The following is a 21,164-nucleotide window of genomic DNA, read 5'->3' as shown; positions in this document are numbered from 1 at the left end:
TGCGGGGGCGGCGCGTGCGGGGGCGATTCGCTCCCCCGTCCACCTCCGTGCGCTTGGGTGCGCGCCGCCGCCACCGGGCAGAGTCCTCACGGGCCGCCGCCGCGCACGGGGTGGCCCGCGAGCCCGAGGGGGGAGGGGCGATGCACGGACCGCCGTTGGTGGCCTGGCTGCTCGTGGCGCTCAGCGCCGCCGCGGCGGTCTCGTGCGTGCTGCGCCGCGAAGGGCGGGACGAGGCGCTGCTGGGGGCGGGGATGGCGGTGATGGCCGTCCCGCTGTCGGTCTTCGACCCGCCGCGCTGGAGCGCCGTGACGCTCGTGGCCGTCTTCGCCGCCGCCGCGGTATACGCCCTGCGCCCGTCCCTGCGCCGGGCGTCCCACCGGATGCACCACTCCTTGTGCGCCGGGGCGATGGTCTACATGTCGGCGGCTATGGCGGGCGCAGGCTCCGCGCACACCGGCCACGCGGAACACACCAGCGCGGGCACCCCGCTGCTGACCGGGCTGCTGCTGGCGTACTTCGCCGGCTATGTGCTGCGCGCGGGCCCACGGCTGGCGATGCCGGCAGCGCCTCCGCACATGGCGCCGGGCGGCGCGATACGGGTGCGGCACGCCCCCGAGGTGGCGGCGGCGTGCCGGGTGGCGATGGCGCTGGCGATGTTCGCGATGCTGCTGACGCTGTGACCGCGCCGCCGCACCCGTGGCGGCGGCGTGACGGCCGGATCGCGGCACCGCCGTACCGCGTGCGCCCCGGCGGCGGCTGTCGCTCCGCGGCCCTTGCGGCGCCGGTGTCCGACGGCTTCCTGTGAGTGATGCGTCACATCGGGTGCGGGCTGCCCCCGCCGCACATCGCGCGCTCCTAGGGTGATCGTCATGACGGTCCCGTTCGTGCTGCTGATCCTGGGCGCACTGACGGCGGCGATGGCGCCGCGACTGCTGTCCCGTGCCGACTGGCCGGAACGCGAACCGGTGCTGGCCCTGTGGGTCTGGCAATGCGTGGTCGCCGCCGTGCTGCTGTGCTGCCTGTCGTCGCTGGCACTCACCGCCTCAGCCGCGTGGACGGCGGTACGCGGCCATGTGTTCGCCTTCGCGCCGCACGGCGTGGTCGACGCGTACGGGCTGTCCGACTACGGCCGGGGCGCGGGCGCGCTGGCGGTCATGCTCGCGCTGGGCGGCCTGTGGACGGCGGCGATGCTCACCCGCGAGGTGCGCGGCGCCCGCGGCAGGCGCCGCCGGCGCCGGGCCGAGCTGCGGGTGCGCTCGCCGCGGCTGCCGGGCGAGGAGGTGCCCGCGGGCGAACGCCTGGTCGTACTGGAGGACCCGAGGTCCGACGCCTGGTGGCTGTCGGGGGCGGAACCGCAGCTGGTGATCACCACCGCGGCGCTCGGCCGCCTCAAGGGCCGCCAGCTCGACGCGGTGCTCGCGCACGAGCAGGGGCACATGCGGGCCAGGCACGACGTGCTGCTGCACTGCTCGGGGGCGCTGGCCGGCGGCTTCCCGCAGGTGCCGATCTTCGCCGCCTTCCGCGACCAGGTGCACCACCTGGTCGAACTGGCCGCGGACGACACCGCCTCGCGCCGCTTCGGCCGGCTCACCACCGCCCTGGCGCTGGTCGAACTCAACGAGGAGCGCGGTGTGTTCGGCCCCGCGCCCACCCCGCTGGCCGCGCTCCCCGGCCGGGTGCACCGGCTGCTCGACCCGGCGCCCCGGCTGCCGCTGGCCCGCCGGGTGCGGATGAGCGCCTGCGCGCTGCTGGTGCCCGCGGTGCCGCTGCTGATCGCCTTCGGCCCCGGCCTGGGCGCACTGACCTGGTGATCCGGCCGACGCCGGTCGTACGCAGGACACCCCACCCGGCTCGCAGGCCGTGAACGGCGGGCCGGTTCCCGACGTGAACAGGCGAGGCGATGAAGGCCACAGGCTGCATGTTCGACTTCTCCGGCACCGTCTTCCGCATCGAGCCCTGCGGGAACTGGCTGCGCGGGACCCTGGAGGCGGCGGGCATCGACGCGCCCGACGACGAGATCGCCCACTGGGCCGTGCAGTTGGAGCGGTCGGGCGCCCAGCCCGGCGGGACGCCCACCGCGTGGCAGCCGGAAACCGCTGACCCCGACTGGGCGCGGCGCGACCTCAGCGCGGAGCTGCACCGGCGGGCGTACACGGCGCGGTCGCGCGCCATCGGCCTGCCCTGGGACGTCCACGACCTGCTCTACGACCGGCACATGGCCCCGGCGGCGTGGCAGCCGTACCCGGACGCCGCCGAGGTGCTGGCGGAGCTGCGGGCGCGGGGGGTGCGGGTGGCGGTGGTCAGCAACATCGGCTGGGACCCGCGGCCCGTCTTCGCCGCGCACGGGCTCGGCCACCTGGTCGACGCCTTTGTGCTGAGCTTCGAAGTCGGCCGGCAGAAGCCCGATCCGGCGATCTTCCTCGCGGCCTGCGAGACCCTGGGGCTGTCACCGCGGGAGACGGTGATGGTGGGCGACGACCGCAGGGCAGACGGCGGCGCCGCCGTGCTGGGCTGCCCGGTGCACTTCGTGGACCATCTGCCCGCCGACCGCAGGCCGGACGGACTGCGCGGTGTGCTCGACCTGCTGGTGTGACCGGCGCCCGCCCCCGTTACCCGTACGGGCCACTGGCCCGGCGGGGTGCGCTGAGTATATTGGCCCGGAGCCAGTCAACGCAGGAGTAAAGCATGTCCCCTCGGAGCGCTTCGGTCAATGAAGCGATGCGCAGGCGTTCCCGGGAACGGCTGCTGCAAGCCACGGTCGAGCTGATCGAGGAGCGCGGTTACGAGGCCACCACGCTGGCCGACATCACGCAGCGCGCCGGGTCGGCCAGGGGCCTGGTGTCGTACTACTTCTCCGGGAAGCGGGCGCTGCTGCAGTCGGCCGTGCACCGGCTGATGGCCGGCGAGCTGGCCGCCGCCCTGGAGCGCGAACCGCGGACCGACGACGGGCAGGAGCGGCTGGCCAGGGCCATCGACGCGATGCTCGGCATGAGCACGGGTCACACCATGCTGATGCGCACCCACATGGCCTCGATCCTCCAGGAGGAGGGCTTCATCCAGTGCCCCGAGCAGCAGCGGCTCGCACAGCTGCTGCGCGACACGGTGGCCGGCTGGGGCGCGGCCGACCCCGAGGAGGAGTACCGGCTGCTGCGGGCACTGCTGATGGGTGCGTCGGTAGCCATGCTGCTGCCGGGGGCGCCGATGCCGGTGCACCGGCTGCGTGCCGAGCTGTTCCACCGCTACGGCCTGGCCTGGGAGGCGGGCGCGCCGCCGCCGGGCGCCGAGGACTACGACCCCGCGGCCGGAGGCCGCCGGCCCGCGGTGGCGCGTACCGCGCCGACGCCGCTGAGCTGAGGCGACGCATATGGTGCGGCCGTTCGCCGACGACAGGGGACGGGTTGTGTGATGTCGGTCACACCGGCGCACCGCTGACAGTGTGTCACCCGCGCAGCATCGCGACGAGGACGAAGGCGGCCGGCCCCGCCCACCGCGGCGGGATCGCGGCCGGCACGACGACACCGGCCGCGGCGGTCGCGCCGGCGGCCCGCCGGCACCCCGGACGGCAGGCGCTAAGGGAGGCGCCAGTCCACCGGCTGGGCACCCTGGCGGATCAGCAGGTCGTTGGCGCGGCTGAACGGACGCGAGCCGAAGAAGCCGCGGTCCGCCGACATCGGCGACGGGTGCGCCGACTCGATCGCCGGATAGCCCTCGAGGGAGGGGCGCAGATTGCGGGCGTCGCGCCCCCACAGCACCGACACCAGCGGCTTGCCCCGGGCGGCCAGCGCGCGGATCGCCTGCTCGGTGACCTCTTCCCAGCCCTTGCCGCGGTGCGCGGCGGGCTTGCGCGGGGCGGTGGTCAGCGCCCGGTTCAGCAGCAGCACACCCTGCCGGGTCCACGGAGTGAGGTCACCGTTGGACGGCCGCGGCAGGCCGAGGTCCGTACCCAGCTCGCGGAAGATGTTCTCCAGGCTGCCCGGCAGCTGACGCACCTCGGGCGCGACCGCGAAACTGAGCCCGATGGCCATTCCCGGGGTCGGATACGGATCCTGTCCCACGATCAGCACCCGCACCTCGTCGAAGGGCTGCTGGAACGCGCGGAGCACATGCGCACCGGCCGGCAGATAGGTGCGGCCGGCCGCGATCTCCGCCCGCAGGAAGTCGCCCATCGCCGCGATCCGCCCGGCCACCGGACGCAGTGCCTCCGCCCATCCGGGCTCGACAAGTTCGCTCAACTCTCTTGCTGCCACGGCGGATCACTCTACTGGCCCATGAAGCCGGTCCACGACCGTGCGGGAGCGCCCGCCGGACGGCGCCGGACACCCGCGGGGACCGAGCGAAACAGGACCTTCCTTGACCGGCCCTTGACGGTACGCTGCCCGGGTGACCACGCATTCGAATACGCCGGCGGGCTGGTACGCGGACCCGCAAGGCACTCCGAACCTGCTCCGCTACTGGGACGGCACCCAGTGGACCGAGCACACCAACCCCGGTCAGGTGCCCCACCAGCAGCCGAAGGGCCAGGACGGGGGCGGCAGCGCCTGGGAGCTCAATGTCAGCCGGACCCCGGACCCGTCGAAGGTGCAGCAGCAGGTGCAGCACCAGGCGGGCGTCTCACCGACGGCGTACGGCGGCGGCACCCTGTTCACCGAGCCGGTCCTGGTGGTGAACCAGAAGGCCAAGCTGATCGAGCTGGTCAACGAGTACAGCGTCTTCGACCAGCAGGGCCGCACCCTGGGGTCGGTCGTCGAGGTCGGGCAGAGCACCGCGAAGAAGGTGCTGCGCTTCGTCTCCAGCGTCGACCAGTTCCTGACCCACAAGCTGGAGGTCAGGGATGCCCAGGGACAGCCGCACCTGGTGCTGACCCGGCCGGCGAAGTTCATCAAGTCCAAGGTGCTGGTGCACCGGGCGAACGGTGAGCCGCTCGGCGAGATCGTCCAGCAGAACGCTTTCGGCAAGATCAAATTCGGCTTCATGTACAACGGCCAGCAGATCGGCGCGATCAAGGCGGAGAACTGGCGCGCCTGGAATTTCGCCATCGTCGACCACACCGACACCGAGATCGCCCGGATCACCAAGACCTGGGAGGGCCTGGCCAAGACGATGTTCACCACGGCGGACAACTACGTGCTGCAGATCCACCGGCAGCTCGCCGATCCGCTGCTGAGCATGGTCGTGGCCTCCGCGCTGACCGTGGACACCGCCCTCAAGCAGGACTCCCGCGGACTCGGCTGACCGCGTGCCGGGCGTGAGGCACTGGGTGCTCGGCGTCGACTCGGGCGGCTCAGGGGTACGCGTGGCCCTCACCCGTGCCGACGGGTCCGGGGGTCCGGACGCGGTCACCGACGACCGCCCGGTGGCGACCGGCGAGCGCGGCATCGACGCGGCGAGCCTGCTGGAACGGGTGCTGCCGCACGCGGCCGGCCTGCTGCGCGAGGCGGCCGGCGGGTCGATCGCCGCGGCCTGCGTCGGCGCGGCCGGCATGGCGACGCTCGGTGACGACCTGCGCGCGGCGCTGCCCGCGGCGCTGGAGGACGCCTTCGGGGTGCGGGCGCTGGCGCTGGCAGGTGACGCCGTCACCGCCTACGCGGGCGCCCTGGGGCTGCGCCCGGGTGTCGTGGTCGCGGCGGGCACCGGCCTGATCGCGCTGGGCACCACGGGCGACAGCTGGCGGCGCGCCGACGGCTGGGGCCATCTGCTGGGCGACGCGGGCGGCGGCGCCTGGATCGGCCGGGCCGGCCTGGAAGCGGCGATGCGCGCCTACGACGGCCGGGCGGGCGGCTCGGCCGCGCTGCTGGCCTGCGCGCAGGACCGGTTCGGCCCGGCAGGGTCCATGCCGGGGCAGCTCTACCCGCGCACCGACCGGCCCGCCGTCCTGGCGTCCTTCGCGCCCGACGTGGCGCGCTGTGCGGCGCTGGACCCGGTGGCCTCGGAGATCCTGCGCCGGGCGGCGGAACACATCCTGGAGTCGGCCGCCGCCGCCCGGCCGGAGAAGTCAGGCGCGATCGAGGTGGGTCTGACCGGCGGGCTGTTCAGGATGGGCGAGCCGCTGCTCGGGCCGCTGCGCGACCAGGCCGGGCGGCTGCTGCCCGACGCGGTCCTGGTGCCCGCGGCGGGCGATCCGCTGGACGGCGCCCTGCTGATCGCGCGGGCGCTGCGCGATGACGCGCTGACACTGCCCTGCGACGGTGCGATGCTGCACGTCGTACGACGATAGCCGCTGCTCAGACGCATACGATGATGGCGGTGTGACCGGACGTGACCAGGGAAACGGACAGTTCTGGACAGGTCTGGCCTGTCTCGTACCCGGCTGAACATCAGGACGCCGCAAGGCGTTAGCATGCGTCGGCATGAGCACTACCACAGGCAGCCCCGCCTCCGGCCTTCCCGTTCGCATGCCGCGCCCGCGCCAGACCGGACGCCACCGCCGGCCGGAGGCGCTGGCCGCGCCCGAGGGCGCGCCGGTGCTTGTCCTCGCCGTTCCCGGCACGCCGTCCGCCGCGGTGCTGAGCCTGGCCGAGGAGGTCGTCAGCATCGCCCGCTCCGAGCTGTCGGGGCTCGACCCGCGGATCGGCTTCGTGGACGGCGAGGGCGACCACGACGGCGAATTCCCGTCGCTGCGCAGCGTGCTCGACCAGGTCGCGGCGGAGCGCACGGGCGAGGACACCACCGCGGTGGTGGTCCCGCTGCTGGCCGGTCCCGAGGCGTCGGTGCTGCGCCGGATCCGGCAGGCCGTCGCCGACAGCAAGGCCCAGGTCGAGCTGACCGAGGTGCTGGGGCCGCACCCGCTGCTCGCCGAGGCGCTGCACGTCCGCCTGTCGGAGGCGGGCCTGGCCCGCGCCGACCGGGCCCGGCTGTTCACGGTCGCGACGGCGGCCGACGGCATCATTCTGGCCACGGTGGGCGGCGAGGAGGCGGCGCAGGCCGCGGGGGTGACCGGGCTGCTGCTGGCCGCCAGGCTCGCGGTGCCGGTGCTCGCGGCGGCGCTGGACGAGGACGGCGCCATCGCGCGGGCCGCGGACCAGCTGCGTTCCTCCGGGTCCGGCACGCTGGCGCTCGCGCCCTGCCTGATCGGCCCGGAGATCGCCCCGCAGCTGCTGCACACCGCGGCGGCGGAGGCGGGCTGCTCGGGCGCCGACGCGCTCGGCCCCTACCCGGCGGTCGGCAAGCTGGTGGTCACGCAGTACGCGGCCGCGCTCGGCCTCGCGATGCAGCAGCCGCAGGGCGCGCCGATCCACTGAACGGCGGTCCGGCGGGCACGGGACGGCGAGGCACGGGCGGCACCCTCCACAAGGCGTCGCCCGTCGCAGTCTGTGCCGCCCGCGGATGTCGGCCGAATGCCGGATGTCCGGCAGGTGTCAGACGAAGAGCACGCAGGACGCGGCCGGCACATCGAGCGAACCGGCCTGCTTGGGAATGCCGGTGCCCGGGTCGACGTCGAACCAGGTGACGTCGCCTGAGCGCTCGTTGGCCGCGTACAGCCGGGTGCCGGACGGGTCGAGGGTCAGGTGCCGCGGCCAGTCGCCGCCGCAGCCGACGGTGTCCAGCAGCTCCAGGCGCTCGCCGGTCTCGTCCAGGCCGAGCACCGCGATGCTGTTGTGGCCGCGGTTGGCCGCCCACGCGAACCGGCCGTCGTGCGAGATGACCAGCTCAGAGGGGTAGTTCTCGCCTTCGGCGCCGTCCGGCAGCACCCTGGTCTCGGCCAGCGGGCGCAGGCTGCCGCGCTCGGGGTCCCAGCTGCAGGCGGTGACGACGGAGTCCAGCTCGTTCATCACATAGGCGTGGCCGCCGGCCGGGTGGAACGTCAGATGGCGCGGGCCGATGCCGGAGCGCAGGCCCAGCTCCCGCTCGATCTCCAGCTCCCCGCTGGCCGGGTCGAGTTCGCAGACCCTGACCGAGTCGGTGCCCAGGTCCACGCTGACCGCCCAGCGCCCGGTCGGGTCGGACAGCACCGCGTGCGCGTGCGGCCCGTGCTGGCGTTCCTGGTTCGGCCCGTCGCCCTCGTGCTCCAGCACCGAGCGCAGCCCGCCGAGGCTGCCGTCGTCCTCGATCGCGAGCACGCTGACGCTGCCGGGCTCCGCGTAGTTGGCCGTCAGCAGGTGGCCCTGGTGGACGGTCAGGTGCGTGGGGGACCCGCCGCGCACGGCCACCGGGGCGCCGAGCAGTTTCGGGGCGGCCGGGTCGGCGAGCGAGAAGGCGGCGGCGGCACCCTCGGGTTCGGTCTCGCTGACGGTGTAGAGCGTCCTGCCGTCGGGGGACGCGGTGAGGAAGGACGGGTTGGGCACATCGGCGGTGTCCCCGAGCGCTGTCAGCGCCCCCGTGTCCGGGTCTACGGCGGCCGTGGTGAGCCCGCGCCCGCCCGCCGAAGTGAACGACCCGATGTAAACGTGCCCGGCCACTGCCGTACCTCTTCCGCCTGATGCCTGTACGGCGGCTGAGAGTAGTACCTGACGTCCGGTACGTCGCCCCCGGGGCCGCCCGGAGCCGCCAGTGGCCCGCCGGACCGGCCGCCTTCCGGGGCCGTTGGGCGGTGCGGGGGGCCGCTCGCTGCGGTGATGGCTCAAAGTAGTCGGTCCGCTCCGGGCCATCAGTACGGTGATCATGACATCCCGACGACAAGGAGACCGCGGGCCCATGCCCTTCGACGCCCTGGACGCCCGCATACTGCGGCTGCTGCTCGACCGGCCGCGTACGAGCGTCCGCGAGTACGCCCGCATCCTGGGCGTCGCCCGCGGCACCCTGCAGGCCCGGCTGGAACGGCTGGAGCGCGACGGGGTGATCCTCATGGCCGGCCCCCGGGTGTCCCCCGCGGCACTGGGCCATCCGGTCCTGGCCTTCGTACGGATCGAGGTCGCCAGGGGCCACCTGGACGACGTGGCCGACGCGCTCGCCGGTGTGCCCGAGATCGTCGAGGCGTTCTCGATCACCGGCAGCGGCGGTGACCTGCTGACCCGGGTCGTCGCACGGGACAACGCGCATCTGGAGGGGATCATCCAGCGGCTCGGCCGGCTGACCGGTGTGGTCCGCATCCGCACCGAGATAGCGCTGAGCGAACGCGTGCCGCACCGGGTCCTGCCGCTGGTCGAGTCGCTGACCCCGGACCCCGAGCCCGATCCGGAGCCCGGCCCCGGCGCCGACCCGGCGGACGGCGGTCAGCGCGACGCCAGGTAGTCCTTCGCGGCCTGCGGCGCCTTGGCGTACGAGCCGGCGTCGAACGGCGGCTGCGGATCGTACTCGATGGCCAGCTGGAAGGCCTGGGCCGCGACCGGGCCGGCGATCAGCTCGACGAGCCGCAGCGCCATGTCGATTCCTGACGACACCCCGGCGGCGGTGAGGATCCTGCCCTGCTCCACGACGCGCTGCGGGGTGTACGTGGCGCCGTAGGACTCCAGGAGGGCGGTGGCGCTCCAAGTGGGTGGTCGCCAGGAGGTCCTTGGGCAGTCCTGCGGCGCCCAGCAGCAGCGAGCCGGTGCACACCGACGTGGTCCGGGCGGTGGTGGCGTCGATCCGCCGGATCCAGTCGAGCAGGGCCTCGTTCCCGGTGTTCGCGCGGGCGCCAGGGCCGCCGGGGACGACCAGGACGTCGGCATCGGTGACGTCGCCGAAGGCTGCGGTGGCGGTCAGGCCGAGCAGTCCGGCCCCGTCGGTGACCGGTCCCGGCGCGGCGGCGGCGAAGACGACATCGGCGTCCGGGAGCATCCGCAGGACCTCGTAGGGGCCGACGACGTCGAGCGCGGTGACGCCGTCGAAGAGCGGAAAGACGATGCGCATGGCGATGGCCTCTCTGGCCGGGGGAGCCCTGGCCGGGAACGGGGTGCGGGCAGCCCGGACGGGCGCCCGGGGCTCTTCCGCGGGGCGACGGTACGGGCCGGCGGGCTCAGCGCACGGCGGCGTGCCGTGCGAAACGCCGGCGGTACTCGCCCGGGGTGACCTGGACGGCGCGCTTGAAGCTGCGGTGGAGCGTCTCGACGGTGCCGTAGCCGCAGGCGCGGGCCACCGCCTCCAGGGTGGTGCCGGTGGATTCCAGCAGCCGCCGTGCGCCCTCCACCCGGGCGCTCTCGACGTAAGCGGCCGGTCTCGGCGCGGAAGACCCGGGTGAAGTGGCGTTCGCTCATGCCCGCCCTGGCCGCCAGCGCCGGCACACCGAGGTCGTCGGCGAGGTGGTCGGCGACCCAGTCGAGTACGTCGCGGAGCGACTGCCGCCCGGGGCGCCGGGCAGCCCCGTGATGGCGGCAAGGACAGCCTTGTGACGATTCCCGCCACGATGGCGCTCCGGGCGGACCGCTCTCCTACGGAGGCCGGCTCAGGACCCGCGCACGGGCGCGGTGCTCGACCGTACGACGAGGGCCGGCTCGACCGACACCGGCGCGGGCGGGGCGGCCGGCTCCGCCACATGGCGCAGCAGATGGGCCACCGCGAGTGCGCCCATCCGGTCGAAGGGCTGCGCCACGGTGGTCAGCGGCGGCGAGCAGTAGGCGGCGAGCGCGATGTCGTCCACGCCCACCACCGAGATGTCCTCCGGCACCCGGCGGCCCAGTTCGCGCAGCGCGCGGATCACCCCGAACGCCATTTCGTCGCTGGCCACGAAGACCGCGGTGACCTCGGAGATCCGGCCCAGGATCAGCCCGGCCCTGTAGCCGGAGTCCGGCGACCAGTCGCCCGCCAGCTCGGGCGGCGCCCACGCGCCCGCGGCGTCGAGGGCCGCCCGCCAGCCCCGGGAGCGGCTTGCCGCGTCCAGCCATTCGCCGGGTCCCGCCACATGCCAGACCGTCGCATGGCCGAGGTCCAGCAGATGGTTGACGGCCAGCCGGGCGGCCCCCGACTGGTCGACGGCGACGATGTCGGTGGCCGGGGTGCGCGAGCCGTCCACGGCGACGGTGGGCACCGCGGCGGTCAGCTGCTCGATCCGGCGGCTGACCCGGATCAGCGGCACGGCCAGCACGACCCCCTCCACCTGCTGGTCGGCGAGCCGCAGCAGGGCGTCCTCGACCGAGGCCGGGTCGAGGGAGGCGGTGGTCGCGGTGCTCACCGCGTAACCCGCTTCCCTGGCGGCGCGTTCGACACCGACGGTCAGGGCGGTGCGGGAGAAGAAGCCGGTCTGGAGGGTCACCACGCCGATGGTGCGGCTGCGCCCCGACGACAGCGTCCCGGCCGCGGTGTTCTTGCGGTACCCCAGTTGCTCGACGGCCGCGAGCACCTTCGCCCGGGTCGCGTCCTGCACATTCGGGTGCCCGGCCAGCGCCCTGGAGACGGTCTGCGCGGACACGCCCGCGACCCGTGCCACGTCGGCCATTCCCGGCGGCCGGGCACCTTCCCGCTGCTTCATCCGGCCCCTTCCGTCCGACTGCCATCTCCGATGATAGCGATCTCATGAATGAAAGGTGCAAGCGCCGTGAACTGGCTGCACTCGTGAGAAGGCTCTTGGCATCGATAACATCGGTGTGCCAGAGTTCCGCTCACGCCGGATGCGGATCGGAGGTCGTCAGGGTGGAGCCATCAGCGGGCGGGAAGGTGTCGGTGTCGTTCCGCGGAGTCGCCATGGGCGGGACGCCGCCGGCGCGGCACACTGCGTCGCCTCCCTCGTCGGCCCTGCTGTCGTACCCGCACGGCGAACTGCTGCGCGACGGACGCCCGCACCGGATCCTCGCCGGGTCGCTGCACTACTTCCGGGTCCACCCGGCGCAATGGGCGGACCGTCTGGAGCGCCTGGCGGCCATGGGCCTGAACACCGTGGACACCTACGTCGCGTGGAATGTCCACGAACGGCGCCGGGGACAGCTCCGCTTCGACGGCGGGCGCGACCTCGGGCGCTTCTTCGACCTCGCGCAGGACGCCGGCCTCGATGTGATCGTCCGCCCGGGTCCGTACATCTGCGCGGAGTGGGACAACGGCGGGCTGCCCGCCTGGCTGACGGGCCTGCCGGGAATGCGCCCGCGCTCGTCGTACCGCCCCTACCTCGACGAGGTGGCCCGCTGGTTCGACACACTGATGCCGCAGATCACCGCGGCCCAGGCGGCGTTCGGCGGGCCGGTGGTCGCGGTGCAGGTGGAGAACGAGTACGGCAGCTACGGCGACGACCGCGGCCATCTGGAGTGGCTGCGCGACGCGCTGACCGCGCGGGGCGTCGGCGAACTGCTCTACACCGCCGACGGACCGACCGCGCTGATGCAGGACGGCGGCAGTCTGCCCGGCACCCTGGCCACGGCGACCTTCGGTTCTGGTCCGGAGGCCGCGGCCGGGCTGCTGCGGGCGCGGCGGGCCGGGGAGCCGTTCATGTGCGCCGAGTTCTGGAACGGCTGGTTCGACCACTGGGGCGAGCCGCACCACATACGGTCGGTGGACAGCGCGGGCAGCACGCTCGCCGGCATTCTGGACGCCGGCGGCTCGGTGAGCGTCTACATGGCGCACGGCGGCACCAACTTCGGTCTCGGCTCCGGCGCCAACCACGACGGCACCCGGCTCCAGCCCACCGTGACCAGCTACGACTCCGACGCCCCGGTCGCCGAGAACGGCGCCCTGAGCCCGAAGTTCTTCCGGATCCGCGAGCTGCTGCTCGCGGCGACCGGCACCGCACCCCGCCCGTTGCCCGCCGATCCGCCGCTGCTGGCGCCCCGTGCACTCCGGCCGGTCCCGGGCGCGGGCCTGCTCGACGGGCTGGCCGCGCTGGCGCCCGCCGCCGACTGGCCGCACCCGCCGAGCTTCGAGGAACTGGGCCAGCCGTCGGGCCTGCTGCTCTACCGGGCGCGCCCCCTGGTGCCCGCGGGCACGCACGACCTCGCGGTGCACGGGCTGCACGACCGCGCCCAGGTCTTCGCCGACGGTGCGCCGCTCGGCGTGCTCGACCGGGAGACCGGCAGCCTGCCGCTGACCGGCACCGGGCAGCGGGTCCGGCTCGACCTGCTGGTGGAGAACCAGGGCCGGATCAACTACGGCCCGCTGCTCGGCCAGGGCAAGGGCATCCTGGGCGGTGTGCGGATCGGGCCGCGCCTGGTCCACACCTGGACGGTGCACGGGCTGCCGCTCGACGAATGGTCGCGGGACCACGTGGCCCGCGCCCCGGCCGCGGCGCCGCCGTCGGGCAGCTGCGGCTTCGCGACCGCGCGGCTCGACCTCGACACCCCCGCCGACACCTTCCTGGCGCTGCCGGGCTTCGGCAAGGGCTTCGTCTGGGTCAACGGGACGCTGCTCGGCCGCCACTGGGAGATCGGCCCGCAACTGACCCTCTACGTGCCGGCGCCGCTGCTGACTCCGGGCCGCAACACCGTCACGGTGCTGGAACTCGAACGCTTCGGCGACCGGATCGAGCTGCGCGACCGGCCGGAACTGGGGCCGCCGGAGGAATACGTCGAGACCTTCGGCTGAAGCTCTGCTCCGCCGGGCTCAGTCCTCGCCGGTCTTCCGCGCCCGGCTCGGCTGGACCCGCCTGGGCTCGCCCTTCATCTTCGGGTGCTCCGGCGGGTACGGCAGATCGGTGAGGCCGTGCTCGCGCTCGTCGCGGTCGGCCAGGTCGAGGGCCGCGTCGAGCCGGAAGGCGTGCTCGTCCATGTCGGCGTGCAGGTCGCCGACTTCCGCGTATCTGGCCGGCATTGTGACCAGGTCGAAGTCGGTGGGCGCCACCTCGGCCAGCTCGTCCCAGCGCAGCGGCGCCGACACCGGCGCGTGCGGGAAGGGGCGTACAGAATAGGCGCTGGCGATCGTCCGGTCGCGCGCGGTCTGGTTGTAGTCCACGAAGATCTTCGCGCCGCGCTCCTCCTTCCACCAGGCCGTGGTGACCCGCTCCGGTGCGCGCCGCTCCAGCTCGCGGGCCACCGCGATGGCCGAACGGCGCACCTGGGTGAAGGTCCACTCGGGCGCGATCGGCACGAAGACGTGCAGGCCGCGCCCGCCCGAGGTCTTCGGCCAGCCCGTCAGCCCCAGGCCGTCGAGGACGTCCCGCAGCTCCTGCGCGGCGCGCACGGCGTCGGAGAAGTCGGTCCCCGGCTGGGGGTCGAGGTCGATGCGCAGCTCGTCCGGGTGCTCGGTGTCGGTGCGGCGGACCGGCCAGGGGTGGAAGGTGAAGGTGCCGAGATTCGCCGCCCACAGCACCGCGGCGGTCTCCGTCGGGCAGATCTCGTCGGCGTAGCGGCCGCTGGGGAAGGCGATCCGACCGGTCGGGATCCAGTCGGGCAGATTCTTCGGCGCGCGCTTCTGGAAGAACGAGTCGCCCTCGACCCCGCTGATGTAGCGCTCCAGGGTGGTGGGCCGGTTCCTGAGCGCCCGCAGGATGCCGTCGCCGACGCTCAAGTAGTAGCGCACCAGGTCGGCCTTGGTCAGGCCGCGCTGCGGGAAGTAGACCTTCTCCGGATGCGACACCCGTACGGTGCGGTCGCCGACGGTCAGCTCCAGCGTGTCTGCCATGCCCCCCACGCTAGGCCGGGCGGTCCGCGGGCGCGCCTTGTGCGCGGCCCGCCGACGCGCCCCGTGCGGCGGCGGCGCGCACAATCGGGGCATGGACTTGCCGGTGATGCCCCCTGTGCAGCCGATGCTGGCCAAGGCCGCGAAGGCCATCCCGTCCGGCATGCAGTACGAGGCCAAATGGGACGGCTTCCGCGCGATCGTCTTCCGCGACGGTGGCGAGATCGAGCTGGGCAGCCGCTCCGCCAAGCCGCTCACCCGCTACTTCCCCGAGGTCGTGGAGGCGCTGCGGACCCGGATCCCGCCGCGCTGCGTGCTCGACGGCGAGATCGTCATCACGCGGGGCGGGCGGCTGGACTTCGACGCGCTGCTGGAGCGGATCCATCCCGCCGACTCCCGGGTGCGGCATCTGGCGGAGGTGACGCCCGCGAGCTTCATCGCCTTCGACCTGCTCGCGCTCGGCGACACCTCGCTCATGGCGGAGCCGCAGCGGGACCGCAGGGCGGCGCTCACGGCAGCGCTGGAGGAAGCGACCGCGCCGGTCTTCATCGCGCCCGCCACGGACGATCCGGCGCTCGCCGAGGACTGGTTCGACCGCTTCGAGGGCGCGGGTCTCGACGGGGTCGTCGCCAAACCCCCGCACCTGGCGTACCGGCCGGGCGAACGCGTCCTGGTGAAGGTCAAGCACGAGCGCACCGCCGACTGCGTCGTCGCGGGGCTGCGGCTGCACAAGAGCGGGCCGGTGGTGGGGTCCCTGCTGCTCGGCCTCCACGACGGCGAAGGGCGCCTCCAGCACGTCGGCGTGTGCGCGTCCTTCCCGATGCGGCGCCGCGCCGAACTGATGGAGGAGCTGGCCCCGCTGCGGATGGACTCGGTTGCCGGCCACCCCTGGCAGGAGTGGGCGAGCGAGGAGGCCCAGGCCGCCGGCCGGCTGCCCGGCGCCCCCAGCCGGTGGACCGGCAAGAAGGATCTGTCCTGGCTGCCGCTGCGCCCTGAGCGGGTCGTCGAGGTCGCCTACGACCACATGCAGGGCGACCGCTTCCGGCACACCGCGCAATTCCGCCGCTGGCGCCCGGACCGCGAACCCGGGCAGTGCACGTACGCCCAGCTGGAGGAGCCGGTCGGATACGACCTGGCGGACTTCCTGTCCACGGGATAGGGCCGGCGCCAGTCGGCGGATTCGGCGATGGCCGCCGCCGGCTCTACGGCCGGCGGCGGTTGCGCGCGACCATCGGGACGCAGACGCGTCTCCGGCCTGCCGCCAGACGTACGGTCGGCAGCGGCCGGCCAATCCCGCTGCCGACCGTCCCCGCGGGGCGGCGCGGTCAGCCGAGAAAGTCAGCCGCACCTCGCGCCTGTAGGGCCTGCCGCGAGATCCCGCGGTCGGCTGCGGCCGACCGCCCCGGTGCCGACCGTCCCCGCCGGGCGGCGCGGTCAGCCGAGGAAGCTCAGCCGCACCTGGCGGCGCGGGTTGTCCCGGTTGGTGTCCACCATCACCACGGACTGCCATGTCCCCAGCTCCAGCTTTCCGCCGACCACCGGCAGCGTGGCGTGCGGTGGTACGAGCGCGGGCAGCACATGGTCGCGGCCGTGCCCGGGGCTGCCGTGCCGGTGCCGCCACCGGTCGTCGGCGGGCAGCAACTCCCGCAGGGCGGCCAGCAGATCGTCGTCGCTGCCCGCACCCGTCTCGATGACGGCGACCCCGGCGGTCGCGTGCGGCACGAAGACGTTCAGCAGTCCGTCGCCCCCGCGGGCCTCCTCCCGGAGGAAGGCCTCGCAGTCGGCGGTGAGGTCGTACACGGACTCCACCGACCCGGTGGAGACGTCGATGACGCGCGAACGGTAGTGGTCGGCCATGCAGCCATTCTCCTCCGGGCATGTGAGCGGGTGCCACTTGCGGTGCCGTCGCGGCTGCCGCGCCGCGGTGGCCGGCCGCGCAATTCCCGGCCCTCTGAGGGGCTGCCCTCTGCGGGGCTGCCCTCTGCGGGGCTGCCCTCTGCGGCACCTGATGCCCGTCCGGCTGTCTTCGCCGCCCCGGGCCCCTGAAGGGCCGCCTCTGCTCGTGGCGGCTGCCTGCGGCGCCCGCGCCCGGGTGGCGGACAGGCTGCCTGCGCCGGGGCGCGCCTGTGTATCGCGGCGACACGGCTGGTCGCGCGGTTCCCCGCGTCGATGGGTCCCGGCGGCCGGGCTCGGCCGATCGCGCGCTTCTCTGCGCCTCTGCGGGGGGGGCGTCCCCGGTCGGAGGGCAGCCCCCCACGGGGGGCATTGCCGTGGGGCGGGATTGGTCTGTACCATTCAGCGGGCCTGGACGCCGTCCGTCCTTGCCGCAGCCCGGAGGGGGTGAACGCGTTGCGCCGGCTCACCGCGCTGGTCGACTCGTGCCTGCTGCCCACCGTGCGCGGGCGGCACGAACGGCTGCCCGAATGGATTCTGCGCGGCCTGGAGAGCGGCACGCCGGGCGCGGCCGTGGACGGACAGGGTCCGGCGGCGCGGGCGACGACCGAAGCGCTGCGGGCTGCACTGCCCGACGCACTCGCCGGGCTCCCGGGTGTGCGGGACCCGGACCGGGCCGGCGGCGGCAGCGCCGCGGCGGCCGATCTCGTCGCGGCGGGCGCGAACCTCCACCTGGCCGTCCGCCCAGGACTTCGCGCCGACGAGACCCGCGTCTTCGTCACCGACCTGCAGACGCACGGTGTGGCCGCCGCGCTCGGCCCCTTCACGGCCGCGGGCAGCCTCCGGCCGTTCGCCGAGGGCGCCGCCGCGGGCGTACGGGCGATCACCGCAGGCCACGCCCCGGTGCCGGGCGACGAGCAACTGCCCGCCATGCTCAGCACCCGGGCGGTGACCGGGGTCCTGCGGGGCGAGCTGGGATACGGCGGCGTCGTCCTGAGCGACACGCTCGACGCACCCGCGATCGTCGACGGCTGGGGCGTACCCGGCGCCGCGGTGCTGGCCTGGATCGCCGGCGTCGACCTGGTGCGGCTCGGACCGTCGAGCGGCGCGGGGGTGCGGGACGCGATCCACGCCGCCGCGGCCCGCGCGGTGGCCGACGGCGACCTGCCGCAGTGGCGGCTGGAGGAGGCCGCGGAGCGGGTCGCACGGCTGCGCCGCTGGGCCTCGGAGCCGCGGATGCCGGCCGCCGAGCCTGCCCGGGCCGCCGGCGCCGGCTGAGCGCCGCCGGGGAAGCATTCCCCCGGCGCCACCGTTGGCACAGGCATGAACGATGCGGTGCGTGATGTCGAGGTCGCCGTGGTCGGCGCCGGCCAGGCCGGCCTGTCGGCGGGCTATTTCCTGCGCCGCACGGGCTTCGCCCCGGGCACGGGTTTCGTCGTGCTCGACCACTCCCCCGGCCCTGGCGGCGCCTGGCAGTACCGCTGGCCGTCGCTCACCTACGGCAAGGCGCACCGGGTGCACGAACTGCCCGGCATGCCCTTGGGCGACGCCGACCCCGACCGGCCGTCGGCCGAGGTGGTGGGCGACTACTTCGCCCGCTACGAGCGGGAGTTCGACCTGCGGGTGCACCGCCCGGTCGACGTGACGGCGGTACGCGGCGGGGACGGCGGGCGGCTGCGGATCGAGACCGGCGCCGGGACGTGGTCGGCTCGGGCACTGATCAATGCCACGGGTACCTGGGACCGGCCCTTTATGCCGTACTACCCGGGCCAGGAGACCTTCCTCGGCCGCCAGTTGCACACCGCCGGCTACCGGGGCGCCGCGGACTTCGCCGGCCTGCACGTGGTGGTCGTCGGCGGCGGCACCTCGGCGGTGCAGCTGCTGATGGAGCTGGCCGAGGTGGCACGCACCACCTGGGTGACCCGGCGTCCACCGGTCTTCCGCAGCACGCCCTTCACCGAGGACTGGGGACGCGAGGCGGTCGCGACGGTCGAGCGGCGGGTGCGCAGCGGACTGCCGCCGCAGAGCGTCGTGAGCGTGACCGGGCTGGCCGCGACCGACGCCGTGCGGCAGGCCATCGACCGCGGCACATTGCGGCGGCAGGAGATGTTCGACCGGATCACGCCGTATGGCGTCGCCTGGAGTGACGGCCGGACGCTGGACGCCGACGTGATCCTGTGGGCCACCGGTTTCCGCGCCGCACTCGACCATCTCGCCCCGCTGCGGCTGCGCGAACCCGGCGGCGGCATCGCGGTGGACGGCACGCGGGTGATCAAGGAGCCGCGCGTCCATCTGGTCGGCTACGGCCCGTCCGCGAGCACCATCGGCGCCAACCGCGCGGGCCGTACGGCCGTACGCGACATCCGGGCGCTGCTGGCCAGCGCACCGTCGGATTCCGTCCCTCCGGCCGGACTCGCGCGCGAGCGCCCGCTCGAACGTGCGCGCTGAACGCGCGTGAGCCCACGGCACACACGTGATGTGGCGCCTCACCGTCGCCGCCGCTCCCCTCCCGGGTGCGGCCACGTTCCGCTTGCCGCCACCTCGGCCGCGCCACAGCCAATAAACATCGGATGTCTCCTTCCCTGCGAACGGTGATTGCGGCAGTATGGGCGCATGCGTGATCGAGATCAGCCCCGCCTGCGCCGGGGCGGCACGGAGGACCCATGCGCGTAGCGCTCTTCCTCACTTGTGTGAATGACCTGTTGTATCCGGATACGGGTCGGGCGGTGGTGACACTGCTGGAGCGGCTGGGTGTGGAGGTGGACTTCCCCGCGGGGCAGACGTGTTGCGGCCAGGCGCACTACAACACCGGTTACCGGCATGAGGCGGAGCCTTTGGTGCGGCGGCACGCGGAGGTGTTCGCGGGTTACGACTACGTGGTGGCGCCGTCGGGTTCGTGTGTGGCGATGGTCCGGGACAACTACCCGCGGATGGCCGAGCGTGCCGCCGCCGAGGGCCGCGACAGCGGGCGCGGACTGGCCGCGGCCGCGGCCGCGGCGGTGCCGCAGACCTACGAGCTGACCGAGTTCCTGGTCGACGTCCTCGGGGTGACCGACGTCGGCGCGTACTTCCCGCACACCGTGACCTACCACCCCTCCTGCCACGGCCTGCGGATGCTCGGCCTGGGCGACCGCCCCCGGCGGCTGCTCCAGGCGGTGCGGGGGCTGGAGCTGCGGGAGCTGCCGGGCGCGCAGGAGTGCTGCGGCTTCGGCGGGACCTTCGCGGTCAAGAACCCCGACGTGTCCGCCGCGATGGGACAGGACAAGATCGACAACGCCCGTTCCACCGGCGCGCGGGTCCTGTGCGGGGCCGACAACTCCTGCCTCATGCACCTCGACGGCATGATCTCCCGCCAGAACGCCCCGCTGCGGGCCGTCCACCTCGCCGAGATCCTCGCCTCGACCCAGGAACACCCCTACCAGACACCGGAAACGGCAGGAAAGATCCGATGAGCGGTACGTATCTGGGGCTGCCGTCGTTCCCGGCCGCCGCACGGGAAGCGACCCGCGACGGGCAGCTGCGGGCGAACCTGCGCCACGCCACCCACACCATCCGCAGCAAGCGCGCCAGCGCGATCAGCGAACTCACCGACTGGCCCCAGCTCCGCGCCGCGGGAGCCGCGATCAAGGACCACACCCTGCGCCACCTCGACCACTACCTCCTCCAGCTGGAGGAGGCGGTGACCGCGGCCGGCGGGACCGTCCACTGGGCCACCGACGCCGACGACGCCAACCGCATCATCACCGGCCTCGTCCACGCCACCGGCCACACCGAAGTCGTCAAGGTCAAATCCATGACCACCCAGGAAACCGGCCTCAACCACGCCCTCGCCCACGCAGGCATCACCGCCTACGAAACCGACCTCGCCGAACTCATCGTGCAGCTCGGCAACGACCTCCCCTCCCACATCCTCGTCCCCGCCATCCACAAGAACCGCACCGAGATCCGTGACATCTTCACCCGCGAGATGACCCACTGGGGACGCCCCGCCCCCGACAACCTCACCGACAACCCCACCGACCTCGCCGAAGCCGCCCGCCTCCACCTCCGCGAAAAATTCCTCACCGCCAAAGTCGCCATCTCCGGCGCCAACTTCATGATCGCCGAAACCGGCACCCTCGCCGTCCTGGAATCCGAAGGCAACGGCCGCATGTGCCTCACCCTCCCCGACACCCTCATCACGCTGGCCGGCATCGAAAAAGTCATCCCCACCTGGCAGGACCTCGAAGTCTTCCTCCAAACCCTCCCCCGCTCCTCCACCGCCGAACGCATGAACCCCTACACCACACTGTGGACCGGCACCACACCCCACAACGGCCCCCGCACCTTCCACCTCGTCCTCCTCGACAACGGCCGCACCGACACCCTCGCCGACGCCACCGGACGACAAGCACTGCGCTGCATCCGCTGCTCCGCCTGCCTCAACGTCTGCCCCGTCTACGAACGCGCCGGCGGCCACGCCTACGGCACCCCCTATCCCGGCCCCATCGGCGCCATCCTCACGCCCCAGCTCCACGGCACCACCACCCCCCTGCACGCCTCGCTCCCCTACGCGTCCACCCTCTGCGGCGCCTGCTACGACGTCTGCCCCGTCGCGATCGACATCCCCGACATCCTCATCCACCTCCGCGAACGCATCACCCAAGGCGGACCCACCACCCGCCAAGGACAAAAAACCACCATCAAACCCGCCAAACGCCACCGCCTCGAACACACCACCATGCGCACCACCCGATGGACACTCCAGCACCCCGCCGCACTCCACCACGCCCAAAAACTCGCCACTCACACCCGAGAACTCCACCCCAAAAACCCACCGGGCACCACCGCCAAAGCCTGGACCACCACCCGCAACCTCCCCCAAATCCCCCCCACAACCT

At 73.7% G+C, this 21,164-nt stretch carries 20 protein-coding genes and 1 pseudogene; 14 read left to right on the top strand and 7 right to left on the bottom strand.

Annotated features, from left to right (window positions below):
* Positions 1–140 precede the first annotated feature (140 nt).
* The 4 genes from V7E46_RS22175 (at position 141) to V7E46_RS22160 (ending at position 3,354) form a co-directional block, all read left to right on the top strand.
* Positions 141–680, top strand: a complete 540-nt coding sequence (locus V7E46_RS22175) for a DUF5134 domain-containing protein (RefSeq protein ID WP_333770055.1) — start codon at positions 141–143, stop codon at positions 678–680.
* A 189-nt stretch (positions 681–869) separates the two neighbouring features.
* A complete protein-coding gene (locus V7E46_RS22170) occupies positions 870–1,811 on the top strand; it encodes a M56 family metallopeptidase (RefSeq protein WP_333770054.1) in 942 nt (313 codons plus the stop codon).
* Between the two features lie 89 nt (positions 1,812–1,900).
* On the top strand, positions 1,901–2,593 hold the full coding sequence (locus V7E46_RS22165) for an HAD family hydrolase (protein ID WP_333770053.1): 693 nt from the start codon (positions 1,901–1,903) through the stop codon (positions 2,591–2,593).
* A 92-nt stretch (positions 2,594–2,685) separates the two neighbouring features.
* Entirely contained in the window at positions 2,686–3,354 is a 669-nt protein-coding gene (locus tag V7E46_RS22160; protein ID WP_333770052.1) for a TetR/AcrR family transcriptional regulator, read from the top strand.
* Positions 3,355–3,569: 215 nt separating this feature from the next.
* On the opposite strand, the gene V7E46_RS22155 is transcribed toward V7E46_RS22160, so the two are convergent.
* A complete protein-coding gene (locus V7E46_RS22155; RefSeq protein ID WP_329181206.1) occupies positions 3,570–4,247 on the bottom strand; it encodes a uracil-DNA glycosylase in 678 nt (225 codons plus the stop codon).
* A gap of 133 nt (positions 4,248–4,380) precedes the next feature.
* On the opposite strand from V7E46_RS22155, the gene V7E46_RS22150 reads away from it, so the two are divergent.
* The 3 genes from V7E46_RS22150 to V7E46_RS22140 all read left to right on the top strand — a co-directional run bounded on the left by V7E46_RS22150 (position 4,381) and on the right by V7E46_RS22140 (position 7,238).
* Complete coding sequence (locus V7E46_RS22150; RefSeq protein ID WP_333770051.1) at positions 4,381–5,232, top strand: phospholipid scramblase-related protein; 852 nt, start codon at positions 4,381–4,383, stop codon at positions 5,230–5,232.
* Positions 5,233–5,236: 4 nt separating this feature from the next.
* Complete coding sequence (locus tag V7E46_RS22145) at positions 5,237–6,214, top strand: N-acetylglucosamine kinase (protein ID WP_333770050.1); 978 nt, start codon at positions 5,237–5,239, stop codon at positions 6,212–6,214.
* Between the two features lie 133 nt (positions 6,215–6,347).
* The gene (locus V7E46_RS22140; RefSeq protein WP_329181200.1) at positions 6,348–7,238 is read left to right on the top strand and encodes a sirohydrochlorin chelatase; all 891 of its coding nucleotides are present in this window, start codon (positions 6,348–6,350) and stop codon (positions 7,236–7,238) included.
* Between the two features lie 117 nt (positions 7,239–7,355).
* Here the strand turns inward: V7E46_RS22140 and V7E46_RS22135 are convergent, their stop codons facing one another.
* Positions 7,356–8,396, bottom strand: coding sequence for a lactonase family protein (locus V7E46_RS22135; RefSeq protein ID WP_333770049.1), 1,041 nt, complete (start codon positions 8,394–8,396; stop codon positions 7,356–7,358).
* 235 nt (positions 8,397–8,631) lie between these two features.
* On the opposite strand from V7E46_RS22135, the gene V7E46_RS22130 reads away from it, so the two are divergent.
* The gene (locus V7E46_RS22130) at positions 8,632–9,168 is read left to right on the top strand and encodes an Lrp/AsnC family transcriptional regulator (RefSeq protein WP_333770048.1); all 537 of its coding nucleotides are present in this window, start codon (positions 8,632–8,634) and stop codon (positions 9,166–9,168) included.
* Here V7E46_RS22130 and V7E46_RS22125 read toward each other — a convergent pair.
* From V7E46_RS22125 to V7E46_RS22115, 3 genes and pseudogenes are all read right to left on the bottom strand, one after another.
* Positions 9,150–9,768, bottom strand: a pseudogene (locus tag V7E46_RS22125) (DJ-1/PfpI family protein). The gene V7E46_RS22130 and the pseudogene V7E46_RS22125 overlap by 19 nt on opposite strands.
* Before the next feature lie 106 nt (positions 9,769–9,874).
* The gene (locus V7E46_RS22120) at positions 9,875–10,045 is read right to left on the bottom strand and encodes a helix-turn-helix domain-containing protein (RefSeq protein WP_333770047.1); all 171 of its coding nucleotides are present in this window, start codon (positions 10,043–10,045) and stop codon (positions 9,875–9,877) included.
* A 255-nt stretch (positions 10,046–10,300) separates the two neighbouring features.
* Complete coding sequence (locus V7E46_RS22115; RefSeq protein WP_333770046.1) at positions 10,301–11,323, bottom strand: LacI family DNA-binding transcriptional regulator; 1,023 nt, start codon at positions 11,321–11,323, stop codon at positions 10,301–10,303.
* Positions 11,324–11,535: 212 nt separating this feature from the next.
* On the opposite strand from V7E46_RS22115, the gene V7E46_RS22110 reads away from it, so the two are divergent.
* Positions 11,536–13,359: a glycoside hydrolase family 35 protein gene (locus tag V7E46_RS22110; protein WP_333770056.1), complete on the top strand. Its 1,824-nt coding sequence runs from the start codon at positions 11,536–11,538 to the stop codon at positions 13,357–13,359.
* An 18-nt stretch (positions 13,360–13,377) separates the two neighbouring features.
* On the opposite strand, the gene ligD is transcribed toward V7E46_RS22110, so the two are convergent.
* Positions 13,378–14,394 carry a non-homologous end-joining DNA ligase gene (ligD, locus tag V7E46_RS22105; protein WP_333770045.1) on the bottom strand — a complete coding sequence of 339 codons (1,017 nt, stop codon included), beginning with the start codon at positions 14,392–14,394 and terminating at the stop codon, positions 13,378–13,380.
* Between the two features lie 91 nt (positions 14,395–14,485).
* On the opposite strand from ligD, the gene V7E46_RS22100 reads away from it, so the two are divergent.
* Positions 14,486–15,550: an ATP-dependent DNA ligase gene (locus tag V7E46_RS22100; RefSeq protein WP_333770044.1), complete on the top strand. Its 1,065-nt coding sequence runs from the start codon at positions 14,486–14,488 to the stop codon at positions 15,548–15,550.
* A gap of 275 nt (positions 15,551–15,825) precedes the next feature.
* Here V7E46_RS22100 and V7E46_RS22095 read toward each other — a convergent pair whose 3' ends face one another.
* A complete protein-coding gene (locus V7E46_RS22095; RefSeq protein WP_329181187.1) occupies positions 15,826–16,248 on the bottom strand; it encodes a YjbQ family protein in 423 nt (140 codons plus the stop codon).
* A 483-nt stretch (positions 16,249–16,731) separates the two neighbouring features.
* Here V7E46_RS22095 and V7E46_RS22090 point away from each other — a divergent pair, with 483 nt between their 5' ends.
* The 4 genes from V7E46_RS22090 to V7E46_RS22075 form a co-directional block, all read left to right on the top strand.
* A complete protein-coding gene (locus tag V7E46_RS22090; RefSeq protein WP_333770043.1) occupies positions 16,732–17,562 on the top strand; it encodes a glycoside hydrolase family 3 N-terminal domain-containing protein in 831 nt (276 codons plus the stop codon).
* A gap of 45 nt (positions 17,563–17,607) precedes the next feature.
* Positions 17,608–18,732, top strand: coding sequence for an NAD(P)-binding domain-containing protein (locus V7E46_RS22085; protein ID WP_333770042.1), 1,125 nt, complete (start codon positions 17,608–17,610; stop codon positions 18,730–18,732).
* A 215-nt stretch (positions 18,733–18,947) separates the two neighbouring features.
* Positions 18,948–19,736, top strand: coding sequence for a (Fe-S)-binding protein (locus V7E46_RS22080; protein ID WP_333770041.1), 789 nt, complete (start codon positions 18,948–18,950; stop codon positions 19,734–19,736).
* A partial coding sequence (locus V7E46_RS22075; protein WP_333770040.1) for a lactate utilization protein B occupies positions 19,733–21,164 on the top strand: 1,432 nt, incomplete at its 3' end. The genes V7E46_RS22080 and V7E46_RS22075, both read left to right, overlap by 4 nt.

This window comes from Streptomyces sp. IBSBF 2435, assembly GCF_036815005.1.
In the GTDB taxonomy this organism is placed as follows: domain Bacteria; phylum Actinomycetota; class Actinomycetes; order Streptomycetales; family Streptomycetaceae; genus Actinacidiphila.
The sequence above is the reverse complement of the archived record's forward strand: the minus strand, read 5'-3'. Positions and strand labels throughout refer to the sequence as shown.